The organism is Pseudomonas sp. AC112 (assembly GCF_979253545.1).
This window is the reverse complement of record NZ_CEEDCM010000001.1, coordinates 3,500,804-3,513,818: the sequence shown is the minus strand read 5'-3', so window position 1 is coordinate 3,513,818 and position 13,015 is coordinate 3,500,804. Positions and strand designations below refer to the sequence as shown.

At 62.8% G+C, this 13,015-nt stretch carries 9 protein-coding genes; 7 read left to right on the top strand and 2 right to left on the bottom strand.

Annotated features, from left to right (window positions below):
• The first annotated feature begins 109 nt into the window (after nt 1–109).
• The 7 genes from AC0IYN_RS16190 (at nt 110) to nagE (ending at nt 8,596) form a co-directional block, all read left to right on the top strand.
• Nucleotides 110–658: an NUDIX hydrolase gene (locus tag AC0IYN_RS16190; RefSeq protein WP_252992998.1), complete on the top strand. Its 549-nt coding sequence runs from the start codon at nt 110–112 to the stop codon at nt 656–658.
• A gap of 20 nt (nt 659–678) precedes the next feature.
• Nucleotides 679–1,182, top strand: a complete 504-nt coding sequence (locus tag AC0IYN_RS16185; RefSeq protein ID WP_078050079.1) for a L,D-transpeptidase family protein — start codon at nt 679–681, stop codon at nt 1,180–1,182.
• A 263-nt stretch (nt 1,183–1,445) separates the two neighbouring features.
• On the top strand, nt 1,446–2,204 hold the full coding sequence (locus tag AC0IYN_RS16180) for a GntR family transcriptional regulator (RefSeq protein ID WP_016977704.1): 759 nt from the start codon (nt 1,446–1,448) through the stop codon (nt 2,202–2,204).
• A 10-nt stretch (nt 2,205–2,214) separates the two neighbouring features.
• On the top strand, nt 2,215–3,321 hold the full coding sequence (gene nagA / locus AC0IYN_RS16175) for an N-acetylglucosamine-6-phosphate deacetylase (RefSeq protein WP_406598658.1): 1,107 nt from the start codon (nt 2,215–2,217) through the stop codon (nt 3,319–3,321).
• Nucleotides 3,302–4,324 (top strand): SIS domain-containing protein, encoded by a 1,023-nt coding sequence (locus AC0IYN_RS16170; RefSeq protein ID WP_406598659.1) that lies wholly within the window; start codon nt 3,302–3,304, stop codon nt 4,322–4,324. Before nagA ends, AC0IYN_RS16170 begins: the two co-directional genes overlap by 20 nt.
• Nucleotides 4,325–4,353: 29 nt before the next feature.
• Complete coding sequence (ptsP, locus tag AC0IYN_RS16165; protein WP_471844793.1) at nt 4,354–6,864, top strand: phosphoenolpyruvate--protein phosphotransferase; 2,511 nt, start codon at nt 4,354–4,356, stop codon at nt 6,862–6,864.
• A gap of 25 nt (nt 6,865–6,889) precedes the next feature.
• Nucleotides 6,890–8,596 (top strand): N-acetylglucosamine-specific PTS transporter subunit IIBC, encoded by a 1,707-nt coding sequence (nagE, locus tag AC0IYN_RS16160; RefSeq protein WP_406598660.1) that lies wholly within the window; start codon nt 6,890–6,892, stop codon nt 8,594–8,596.
• Between the two features lie 98 nt (nt 8,597–8,694).
• Here nagE and AC0IYN_RS16155 read toward each other — a convergent pair whose 3' ends face one another.
• Both AC0IYN_RS16155 and purL read right to left on the bottom strand, forming a co-directional pair.
• Nucleotides 8,695–9,006, bottom strand: coding sequence for a YqfO family protein (locus tag AC0IYN_RS16155; RefSeq protein ID WP_015885716.1), 312 nt, complete (start codon nt 9,004–9,006; stop codon nt 8,695–8,697).
• Nucleotides 9,007–9,010: 4 nt separating this feature from the next.
• Complete coding sequence (purL, locus tag AC0IYN_RS16150; RefSeq protein ID WP_406598661.1) at nt 9,011–12,907, bottom strand: phosphoribosylformylglycinamidine synthase; 3,897 nt, start codon at nt 12,905–12,907, stop codon at nt 9,011–9,013.
• Nucleotides 12,908–13,015: the final 108 nt, after the last annotated feature.

Here is a 13,015-nt window from a genome sequence, read left to right as displayed (position 1 = left end):
CCAAAGCGTGCGGGTGCCCAACCCCAAAACCCGCGCCGTGTCGCTAAACGACAACTTGCAGCGCCCTGCCCGTCACGCCAAGATAGGCGCACTTTCCAGGAACCCCAGCATGAATTTCTGCAGCCAGTGCGGTAAACCGGTTACCCAGCGCATCCCCGAAGGCGACGGCCGCCTACGCTTTGTGTGTGATCACTGCTCGACCATCCACTACCAGAACCCCAACATCGTCGCCGGCACCGTACCGGTGTGGGGCGATAAAGTGCTGCTGTGCCGTCGCGCCATCGAGCCACGCCTGGGTTACTGGACCCTGCCCGCGGGCTTCATGGAAAACGGTGAGACCGTGGAGCAGGCCGCCATGCGCGAAACCCTGGAAGAAGCCTGCGCCCGCGTGCACAACCTGAGCATCTACACGCTGATCGACGTACCGCATATCAACCAGGTACATATTTTCTACCGCGCCGACCTGCTCGACCTCGACTTCGCCGCCGGCCCCGAAAGCCTGGAAGTCCAGCTGTTCGACGAAGCCGACATCCCGTGGTCCGAACTGGCTTTCCGCACGGTCGGACGTACCCTGGAATACTTTTTCGCCGACCGCAGGCAACAGTCGTTCCCGGTGCGCAGCGAGGCCGTGCCACCCATGGGCAAGCCCGCGCCATGACCCAAGGGATACCTGTCTTGATGCGTTGGTGGCTTGCACTGCTCTGCCTGTCGTTCGCCACACTGGCGCCAGCCGCCACGGTGCAGACCCTGGGCGGTAAAACGGTCGAGAAAGTGCTGGTGCTCAAGTCCGCCCACCAGTTGCAGTTGATCAACGACGGCAAGCCGTTCAAGACCTACCGCATTTCCCTGGGCAAGAACCCCAAGGGCCACAAGCTGATCGAAGGCGACCGCCGCACGCCAGAGGGCCTGTACTGGATCGACTGGCGCAAGACCAGCGACCGCTTCAACCTGGCCATGCACATCTCCTACCCAAACATCAGCGACGCCGCCCGCGCCCGCCGCGAAGGCGTGAAGCCCGGCAGCATGATCATGATCCACGGCACGCCCGACACCGAGGACTACCCGGAACAGTGGTTCCACACCCTGGACTGGACCGACGGCTGTATCGGCATGCGCAACGTGGACATGCGCGAAGTGTGGAACCTGGTCAAGGACGGCACCCTCATCGAGATTCGTCCGTAATCTCGTACCGTTCGTAAAATAATTCGAAGAAAATTCCTGCCCTGCCCCGCGCCCGCCGGTGAATACCAGTTCACCCCCGCGGGCTGCGCAGTTCTGCGCGCGATAAAGACCTCTCTAATACCACTTGATACCAAGCCCCATTACAGGGCCCTAAAACCAATGCCTGCACCATTTTGACTGCATTGACATGGTATTTAAGTGGTATTAATTTCCGGCCCATACCGGGCGACAACACTCCAATAACCGCATCGGAAACCTTAACGATGAATCCCATCCTGGCCTTGCGCCCCGACGACAAACAATCCACGCCGCTGTACCTGCAATTGGCGCGCAAACTGGAAGCGGCGATCCATGCCGGCCAGTGGACGTCCGAGCAGGCACTGCCGTCAGAACGCGTACTCAGCGAGCAATTGAGCATTTCGCGCGTCACCGCACGCAAGGCGTTGGAAGTGTTGTTTGCCCAAGGGCTGATCCGCCGCAACCAAGGTTCCGGCACCTACATTTCGCCACGCTTGGAACAGCCGCTGTCGCGCCTGTCGGGGTTCAGCGAAATGCTGCGGCTCAAGGGTTTTGTGCCCAGCTCCCAATGGCTGGAGCGTGAACTGACCCAGCCGACCCACGAAGAGATGATCCGCCTGGGCCTGTCGCCCGCCGACAAAGTGGCTCGCCTCAAGCGCTTGCGTAAGGCGGATGACACGGTGATGGCAATTGAAATGACCACCATGCCCGCCTCGGTGCTGCCACAGCCACAAGCCATCGGCCACTCGCTGTACGAATACCTGGAAGGCATCGGCAAACCGGTGGTACGCGCCCTGCAGCATATCCAGGCGATCAATGCCTCGGATGAGTTCGCCAAGCTGGTGGGCATCGCCCCCGGCACCGCCATGCTGCTGATGACCCGGGTCGGCTACACCGCCGACAACACCCCCATCGAAATCACCGACACCTACTGCCGCAACGACTACTACGACTTCGTCGCAGAACTGCGTCGCCACGACTATTCCGCTGAACTGCGAATTTAGAGAACTGCCCATGTCCGAAGACAACATCCTCACGCCCAACGGCTGGATTCGCGGCCGCCTGGTGCACGCGCACGGCAAGGTGGTCGCCATCGAAGGCACGCCCTGCGACCCGGCTGAAAACGAGTTGCCCTACCTGCTGCCGGGCTTTATCGACCTGCATGTGCACGGCGGTGGCGGCGCGGACATCATGGAAGGCCGCGATGCCTTCGAGACGATCACTCGCACCCATGTGCGCTTTGGTACCACCTCGTTGCTGGCCACCACCATGACGGCTCCGGTGGAGGAAATCTCCAGCGTGCTCGGCCAGCTCGGCACGTTCTGCGAGCAACGTCCTACCGGCAGCGCCCGTGTGCTCGGCGTGCACCTGGAAGGGCCCTACATCAATCCCGGAAAACTCGGCGCCCAACCCAACTTCGCCCACACCGCGTTGATGGCCGAAGTGGAAGCCTACCTGCGCCTGGCGCCAATCCGCGTGATCACCATCGCGCCGGAAATCGCCGGCCACGACGCCCTCATCCGCGCCCTCAGCGAACGCGGCGTGCGCATGCAGATCGGCCACACCCTGGGCAGCTACGAAGAAGGCGTCGCCGCCCTCGCCGCCGGCGCCACCAGCTTTACCCATTTGTACAACGCGATGAGCCCGTTGCATCACCGCGAGCCGGGCATCGTCGGTGCCGCGTTGGCCCACGCCAAATACGCCGAACTGATCCCGGATCTGCTCCACGTTCACCCCGGTGCCATGCGCGTGGCGTTGCGCTCGATCCCATGCCTGTATTGCGTCACCGACTCCACCGCCGCCGCCGGCATGCCCGACGGTGAATACAAGCTGGGCAGCCACACCGTGACCAAATGCCTGGGCGGCGTGCGCCTGGCCGACGGCACCCTGGCCGGCAGCACGCTGACCATGGACCAGGCGCTGCGCAACCTGGTGAAGATCGGCCTGCCCATCAGCGAAGCCTCACAACGCCTGTCGCAATTTCCTGCGGACTACCTGGGCCTGGAAGAACGCGGCCGCCTGCAACCCGGCAGCTTTGCCGACTGCGTGCGCCTGGACCGCTCCCTGACACTCACCGACGTAATGGTCGAAGGAGACACCATTGACTTCAAAAATGCTTGAAGAGGCCCTGGCCTCCTGCGACGCCGTGGCCGCCCAACTGCAACGCCTGGACCCGGCGCTGGAAGAAATCGCCGGCCGCCTGCGCCGTCAGCCGCCGCAGGTGGCGATGACCATCGCCCGGGGCAGCTCGGACCATGCCGCCAGCTATTTCGCCTACCTGACCATGCAGCACGTCGGCATTCCGGTGGCGTCGTTGCCGATGTCGGTAGTGACCCTGCTGCAAGCGCCGATGAAAGTCAGCGGCCAGGTCGTATTTGGTTTCTCCCAGTCGGGGCAAAGTCCGGACTTGGTGAACAGCCTGCGTCTGCTTCGCAAACGCGGAGCCCTGAGCATTTCGCTGGTCAACGCCGAAGACTCGCCGCTGGAAGCCGCCTGCGAATTCCATGTGCCGCTGTGCGCCGGGCCGGAACACAGTGTGGCCGCGACCAAAAGCTTCATCGCCACCCTCAGCGCCAGCGCGCAGCTGATTGGCCACTGGAACCAGGAAACCGAGTTGCTGCAAGCCTGCCGCGCCCTGCCCGATGACCTGCGTGCCGCCGCCCAGCAAGATTGGACGGTTGCCATCGACGCCCTGCGCGACTGCCAGCAATTAATGGTCATCGGTCGCGGCGCCGGTTTCGCCATCGCCCAGGAAGCGGCACTCAAGCTCAAGGAAACCTCGGCGATCCAGGCCGAAGCCTTCAGCAGCGCTGAAGTGCGTCACGGACCGATGGCCCTGATTGGCGACAACTATCCCCTGCTGGTCTTCGCCCCGCGCGGCGCCGAGCAAGCCGGCCTGCTGAGCCTGGCCGCCGACATGCGCCAGCGCGGCGCCCGTGTATTGCTGGCTGCGCCGGACGACATCGCCGAGCGCGACCTGACCCTGAGCCGCGCCGAACACCCGACCCTGGACCCGATCCTGGCGATCCAGAGTTTCTACGTGATGGCGGCAGGATTGGCGCAAGCCCGGGGCATGGACCCGGACCAGCCGCGTCACCTGAGCAAAGTTACCCGCACTCACTGAGTGGCGTTTTCCTGATGAGTACCGTGCCCATGTCCTACAACAATAATGAATTGACCCTCAGCGCCCCGTTAAGCGGGCCCGTGCTGACCCTGGGCGACGTTCCTGATGAAGTGTTCGCAAGCCACGCCATGGGCGATGGTATTGCCATCGACCCCCTGAACGATTGCCTGCATGCACCCTGTGACGGCGTGATCATCCATGTCGCACGCACCGGGCACGCCCTGACAATTCGCGCCGAGAACGGTGCCGAGGTGTTGATGCATGTGGGCATCGATACGGTGGAACTGAACGGCGAAGGCTTTGCCTTGCTGGTGAAGGAAGGCGCGAAGGTGAGCAAGGGGCAAGCATTGGTTCAGTTTGACCTGGACCGCATTGCGCGTCAGTGCAAGAGCTTGATCAGCCTGATCATCCTGACCAATGGCGATCGTTTCGAATTGCGTTCGGTAGCCGGGCAATCGATCAAGGTCGGCGAGCCGTTGTTGCAGGTCGTGGCGCGTTCGGCGGCAGCGGTTCAAACCGCTGTGGATAACTCGGACGCTGAAGTCAGCGCCAGCGTGCGCATCACGCATCGCGGTGGTTTGCATGCGCGTCCGGCGGCGTTGATCCGCAAGACGGCCCAGGGTTTCAGCAGCCAGGCACAGCTGCATTTCGGTGATAAATCAGCTTCGTGTGACAGCTTGATTGGCTTGATGGGACTGGGTATTGGCGAAGGGGATGAAGTGCATGTGAGCTGTCGCGGCAAGGATGCGGAGGCGGCGTTGCAGGCACTGGTCGCGGCCTTGTCCGCCGCCATCAAGGAAGAACACTACCCCCCCGTCGTTGCCACCCCACGCCGAGCCAACACCGAAGCCGGCGTGTTGCAAGGTGTGTGTGCTGCTCCGGGTCTCGTATGCGGGCCGCTGTTCCGCCTGACGGGTATCGAATTGCCGGCAGACGCCGGCCACCATGCTGCCGACGAACAACTGCAACGCCTGGACACCGCCCTGGAGCAAGTGCGCAGCGAAATTCGCATGACTCTGGAGCAAGCGCGCCAACGCAAGAACGTCGAGGAAGAAGACATCTTCGCCGCCCACCTCGCGCTGATGGAAGATCCTAACCTGCTGGAAGCCGCGACCGGCTCCATCGAAAAAGGCAGCGCAGCGACTCACGCTTGGCGCGATGCAATCCAGGCGCAATGCGCGGTGTTACTGGCCCTGGGTAAACCACTGTTTGCCGAACGCGCCAACGATCTGCGTGATTTGCAACAACGGGTACTGCGTGCGTTGCTGGGTGAAGCCTGGCATTTCGAATTGCCCGCAGGGTCGATTGTAAGCGCCCATGAACTGACCCCCTCAGACCTGCTGCAACTCAGCGCGCAACAGGCCGTGGGCATTTGCATGGCCGAAGGCGGTGCCACCTCTCACGTGGCGATCCTGGCTCGCGGCAAGGGCTTGCCCTGCGTGGTGGCGTTGGGTGCCGAAGTCCTCGATGTGCCCCAAGGCCAACGTGTGGTCCTGGACGCCGCCAACGGCCGCCTGGAACTGGCACCCAGCGACGCGCGCCACGCCGAAGTGCACCAGATTCGTGACGCGCAGAAACTGCGTCGCCAGCAGCAACAGGCCCAGGCTCAACAGCCGGCGCGCACCAGCGATGGCGTGACCATCGAAGTGGCCGCCAATGTCGCGTCCAGTGCCGAAGCCCAGGTGGCGTTTGAAAACGGTGCCGATGGCGTCGGCCTGCTGCGCACCGAATTCCTCTTCGTCGACCGCCGTACCGCACCGGACGAGCAGGAACAACGCCACGCCTACCAAGCCGTGCTGGATGCCATGGGCGACAAGTCAGTGATCATCCGCACCATCGACGTGGGCGGCGACAAGCAACTCGACTACCTGCCACTGTCCGTCGAAGCCAACCCGGTGCTGGGCCTGCGCGGTATCCGCATGGCCCAGGTGCGCCCGGAACTGCTCGACCAGCAACTGCGCGCGCTACTGCAGGTCTCCCCACTGGAGCGCTGCCGCATCCTGCTGCCGATGGTCAGTGAAGTGGATGAGCTGCTGCAGATCCGCCAGCGTTTGGATGAGTTGTGCGTGGAGCTGGAACTGACCCAGCGCCCCGAACTGGGCGTGATGATCGAAGTGCCCGCCGCCGCGCTGATGGCCGAGCAGTTGGCCAAGCACGCGGACTTCCTGTCCATCGGCACCAATGACCTGTCCCAGTACACCCTGGCCATGGACCGCGACCACGCCGGCCTTGCCGCACGGGTCGATGCCTTGCACCCGGCGCTGCTGCGGCTGATCGCCCAGACCTGCGCGGGCGCTGCAAAACAAGGGCGCTGGGTCGGCGTGTGTGGCGCCCTCGCCTCCGACCCGCTGGCCACGCCAGTGCTGGTCGGCCTGGGGGTCGGCGAGCTGTCGGTGAGCCCGCTGCAGATCGGAGAAATCAAGGACCGCGTCCGCCATTTGGACGCGGCGCACTGCCGGCAACTGAGCCTCGGGCTGCTCGACCTGAGCAGCGCCAAGGCCGTTCGCCAAGCCTGTCAACACCACTGGCCGCTGAGCTGATAACAACAACAAAAGGAGACACGCCATGTACCAACATTTCATCGAGGGCCTGCAACGCCTGGGCCGCGCACTGATGCTGCCGATCGCAATCCTGCCGATCGCCGGCCTGTTGCTGCGCCTGGGCGACACCGATCTTTTGAACATCGCGGTGATGCACGACGCCGGGCAGGCGATCTTCGCCAACCTGGCGCTGATCTTCGCCATCGGCATTGCCGTGGGTTTCGCCCGCGACAACAACGGCACGGCGGGCCTGGCCGGGGCGATTGGTTACCTGGTGATGGTCTCCACGCTCAAGGTGATGGACACGTCCATCAACATGGGCATGCTTGCCGGTATCGCCAGCGGCCTGATGGCGGGCGGGCTGTACAACCGCTTCAAGGACATCAAGCTACCGGAGTACCTGGCGTTCTTTGGTGGCCGGCGGTTTGTGCCGATTGTCACGGGTTTCTCGGCAGTCGCCTTGGGCGTGATCTTCGGGCTGATCTGGCCGCCGATCCAGCACGGCATCAACAGCTTTGGCGTGCTGCTGATGGAAAGCGGCAGCCTGGGCGCCTTTGTGTTCGGCGTGTTCAACCGCCTGCTGATCGTCACCGGCCTGCACCACATCCTCAACAACATGGCGTGGTTTGTGTTCGGCACCTTTACCGATCCGGCCACCGGCGCAGTGGTGACGGGCGACCTGACCCGCTACTTCGCTGGCGACCCCAAAGGCGGCCAGTTCATGACCGGCATGTTCCCGGTGATGCTGTTCGGCCTGCCTGCCGCGTGCCTGGCGATGTACCGCAACGCCTTGCCCGAGCGCCGCAAAGTGATGGGCGGGATTTTCCTGTCGATGGCGCTGACCTCGTTCCTGACCGGAGTGACCGAGCCGATTGAGTTCGCGTTCATGTTCCTCGCGCCGTTCCTGTACCTGATCCACGCGGTGCTGACCGGCCTGTCGATGGCGGTCACCAATATGCTGAATATCCACCTGGGCTTTACCTTCTCCGGTGGGTTTATCGACATGGTGCTGGGTTGGGGCAAGTCCACCAACGGCTGGCTGGTATTCCCGGTCGGCCTGGCCTATGCGCTGATCTACTACAGCGTGTTCAACTACTGCATTCGTCGCTTCAACCTCAAAACGCCGGGGCGTGAAGATATCCAGGTGGTCCAGGCCGAAGTGATGAGTGATAACCAGCGGGCCACGGCTTACATCCAGGCGCTGGGCGGCGCGGAGAATCTGCTGAGCGTCGGCGCCTGCACCACGCGCCTGCGGTTGGACATGGTGGATCGCAACAAAGCAGTGGACGCGGAGCTGAAAGCCCTGGGTGCCATGGCGGTCGTCCGGCCAGGTAACGGCGGCAGTTTGCAGGTGGTGGTCGGGCCGATGGCAGACAGCATTGCCGATGAGATTCGCTTGGCCATGCCTTCGTTTGTTGCCAGTGCACCCGTGCAGCTGGCGCCTGTGGATAAGCCCGTAGCAGTGAATGTGCAAGAGGCCGAGAAATGGCTGAATGCCTTGGGTGGCCGAGGCAATGTTCGCCAACTGGACGCCGTGGCAATGACCCGGCTGCGGGTGGAATTGGGGGATGATTCGGTGTTGTCTGAAGCGGACCTGACTGCGTTGGGCTGCCAGGGTGTGAGCCAACTCGACAATGGTGTTTGGCACCTGTTGATTGGTGACAAGGCATCGGGGTTGGGTGAGGCGCTGGAGCGACTGGTCAGTGGCCGTGAGGTCGGCGCCAGCGTTTAGAAATGTAGTGACTGTTTTAGCCCATGGGCCTTCACAGCCAACAAAAAACCCGCTGGCCAAACTGGCCCAGCGGGTTTCTTGTTTTCACAGCCGACGAATCAAAAATCCGCCAACTGCCACACCTCATACGCCGGCGTCTCATATGGGTGACTCAGTTTCAAAGCAGCCACTACAGCCACGATCAACTCGTCCGCCACCACCAGCTCAACCTTCCATTCTTCAACCACTTCAACCTGGCCCACCTGCCCGATAAACGGCTGGCTGCCGTCCAACGCGCGGAATTGGCCCTGGCCCAGCACTTGCCAGGCGCAGCTGTCGTAGTTGCCGATGCGCCCGCCGCCAGCGGCAAAGACGGCGGTTTTCACCGTCTCCACATGGCTGTCGGGCACAAAGAAGCTGAGCTTGTACATTGCCTTAGTTCACCCAAACGCGGGCGTTGCGGAACATGCGCATCCAGGCGCCGTCTTCGTTCCACTCTTCCGGACGCCACGAGTTCTGCACGGCGCGGAATACACGCTCCGGGTGCGGCATCATAATGGTCACGCGACCGTCGCGGCTGGTGAGGCCGGTGATCCCACGCGGCGAGCCGTTCGGGTTGGCCGGGTAGGTCTCGGTGACCTTGCCGTGGTTGTCGACGAAACGCATGGCCACGCAACCGGACAGGTCGGCTTCGAGCAAGGCTTCTTCGCTTTCGAACTCGGCATGGCCTTCACCGTGGGCGATGGCAATTGGCATGCGCGAACCGGCCATGCCTTGCAGGAAGATCGAGTTGGATTCCTGCACCTGCACCATGGCGACACGGGCTTCGAACTGCTCGGAACGGTTACGCACGAAGTGCGGCCAGAACTCGCTGCCCGGGATCAGTTCGCTGAGGTTGGACATCATCTGGCAACCGTTGCACACACCCAGGGTGAAGCTGTCGTTGCGCTCGAAGAAGCCTTGGAACGCATCGCGGGCACGGCTGTTGAACAGGGCCGACTTGGCCCAGCCTTCACCGGCACCCAGCACGTCGCCGTAAGAGAAACCACCGCAGGCCACCAGGCCTTTGAACTCATTGAGGTCAACGCGACCGGCGAGGATGTCGCTCATGTGCACGTCGATCGCATTGAAGCCGGCGCGGTCGAACGCGGCTGCCATTTCCACCTGGCCGTTAACGCCCTGCTCACGCAGTACGGCAACCTGTGGGCGAATGCCTTTCTTGATGTAAGGCGCGGCGATGTCCTGGTTGACGTCGAAGCTGAGCTTGGTGCTCAGGCCCGGGTTGTCTTCTTCCAGGATCACGTCGAATTCCTGCTCGGCGCAGTCGGCGTTGTCACGCAGGCGTTGGATCTGGTAGCTGGTCTCGGCCCACTGGCGTTGCAGCAGACGACGCTGGCCAGCAAATACCGTGTCGCCGTTGAACGAGATGTTGATCTCGCCATTGTTGATCGGCTGGCCGATCACCGCCACGCAGTCGTCCAGGCCAGCGGCGCTGAATTGGGCGAGTACATCCGGGGTAGCGTCCTGGCGAACCTGGATCACCGCGCCCAACTCTTCGTTGAACAAGATGCCGTTGATTTCGGCAGCATCCTCGGCAACGCTGTCGAGCACGATGTTCAGGCCGCAGTGACCGGCGAAGGCCATCTCGACAACGCTGGTCAGCAAACCACCGTCGGAACGGTCGTGGTAAGCCAGCAGGTGGCCGTCGGCGTTCAAGCCCTGGATCACGGCGAAGAAGGCTTTGAGGTCTTCGGCGTCATCGACGTCCGGTGCCTGCTTGCCGAGCTTGCCATGGGTCTGCGCCAGGATCGAGGCGCCCATGCGGTTCTGGCCACGGCCCAGGTCGATCAGGATCAGGTCGGTGGTGCCCTTGTCCATGCGCAGTTGCGGGGTCAGGGTCTGGCGGATGTCGGTGACCGGTGCGAAACCGGTGACGATCAGCGACAGCGGCGAGGTGACGCTCTTGTCGGTGCCGTCTTCGTTCCAGCGGGTGGCCATGGACATGGAGTCCTTGCCCACCGGAATGGTGATACCCAGTTCCGGACACAGCTCCATGCCGACCGCTTTGACGGTGTCGTACAAGCGTGCATCTTCGCCTGGGTGACCCGCTGCCGACATCCAGTTGGCCGACAACTTGATGTCGGACAGCTTGCCAATGCGCGAAGCGGCGATGTTGGTAAGGGTTTCACCAATGGCCATGCGGCCCGACGCCGGAGCGTCCAGCAGGGCCAGCGGTGTACGCTCGCCCATGGCCATGGCTTCACCGGTGTAGACGTCGAAGCTGGTGGCGGTGACGGCAACGTCAGCCACCGGAACCTGCCACGGGCCGACCATTTGGTCACGGGCCACCAGGCCAGTGATGGTGCGGTCGCCGATGGTGATCAGGAAGCTTTTGCTCGCCACGGCCGGGTGGTGCAGTACGCGTTCGATGCTGTCGGCCAGTTCCAGTGTGCTTGGGTCGAAGTCATCGCCCAGCTCGGCTTCACGGACCGCCGAACGGTGCATGCGCGGGGCTTTGCCCAGCAGCACTTCCAGCGGCATGTCCACCGGGCTGTTGCCGAAGTGGCTGTCGGTAACCGTCAGCTGTGGCTCGGCAGTGGCTTCGCCGACTACCGCAAACGGGCAACGCTCGCGTTCGCAGATGGCCTGGAAGCGTGCGAAGTCTTCAGCGCCGACTGCCAGAACGTAGCGCTCCTGGGATTCGTTGCTCCAGATTTCGTGCGGGGCCATGCCCGGCTCGTCGTTAGGAATGTTGCGCAGTTCGAAACGGCCACCACGGTCGCCATCGTTGACCAGTTCCGGGAAGGCGTTGGACAGACCACCGGCGCCGACGTCGTGGATGAAGCTGATCGGGTTCTTGTCACCCAACTGCCAGCAACGGTCGATGACTTCCTGGCAGCGACGCTCCATCTCTGGGTTTTCGCGCTGTACGGAAGCGAAGTCCAGGTCTGCCGAGCTGGTGCCGGTGGCCATGGAGGAAGCCGCGCCGCCGCCCAGGCCGATCAACATCGCCGGGCCGCCGAGCACGATCAGCTTGGAGCCGACCAGGATCTCGCCTTTCTTGACGTGTTCTTCACGGATGTTACCCATGCCGCCGGCCAACATGATTGGCTTGTGGTAGCCGCGCACTTCATCGCCACGCGGGGTGGTGATGGATTGTTCGAAGGTACGGAAGTAACCGGTCAGCGCCGGACGCCCGAATTCGTTGTTGAACGCGGCGCCGCCCAGCGGGCCTTCGATCATGATGTCCAGCGCGGTGACGATGCGCTCAGGCTTGCCGTATGGCACTTCCCATGGCTGTTCAAAGCCTGGGATCTGCAGGTTGGACACGGTGAAACCGGTGAGGCCCGCCTTTGGCTTGGCGCCTCGGCCGGTAGCACCTTCGTCACGGATTTCGCCGCCGGAACCGGTGGCTGCACCCGGGAACGGGGCAATCGCAGTCGGGTGGTTGTGGGTTTCAACCTTCATCAGGATGTGCACCGGCTCCTGCACCGCGCCGTACTGGCGGGTCTCAGGGTCCGGGAAGAAACGGCCGGCGACGGAGCCGACGATGACCGAGGCGTTGTCCTTATAAGCAGAAAGAACGCCTTCGCTGTGCATCACGTAGGTGTTCTTGATCATGCCGAACAGGCTTTTTTCCTGGCTTTCGCCGTCGATGTCCCAACTGGCGTTGAAGATCTTGTGACGGCAGTGCTCGGAGTTGGCCTGGGCAAACATCATCAGTTCGATGTCGTGCGGATTGCGCTTCAAGCCGTTGAAGGCGTTGACCAGGTAGTCGATCTCGTCTTCGGCCAGGGCCAGGCCCAGTTCGGTGTTGGCCTTCTCGAGGGCGGCGCGGCCACCGCCGAGCACGTCAATCGCGGTCAGCGGCTTGGGCTCGGCGTGGCTGAACAGGCCAGCAGCCTGTTCCAGCTGGCTGACGATGATCTGGGTCATGCGGTCATGCAGGCTGCTGGCGATCAGCTCGGCTTCGGCATCGCTGAACTGGCCGGCGACGTAGAAAGCGATACCACGCTCCAGGCGCTGGATTTTGTCCAGGCCACAGTTGCGGGCGATATCGCTGGCCTTGCTCGACCAGGGCGAGATGGTGCCGAACCGCGGCAGAACCAGGAACAAGCGGCCGTTAGGCTCTTGAACCGGAACGCTTGGGCCGTACTTCAGAAGGCGTGCCAGCACTTGCTGTTCGTCGGCGGTCAACACGCCGGTAACGTCGGCGAAGTGAGCAAATTCAGCGTACAGGCCTGTAACAGCTGGAACCTTTTGGCTCAGTTGCTCAAGGAGTTTGCTGTGGCGAAAGGCAGAAAGGGCAGGAGCGCCGCGCAGGATCAACATCTTCGGGACAGCCTCGGGAAGGGGGTGTGCTTTGAGGCCGTGCATTCTAGCGTAAACCGCCGCCAACGGCACCCGAAACGCTACCGGTGGCTGCTGCCGGACGTCAGT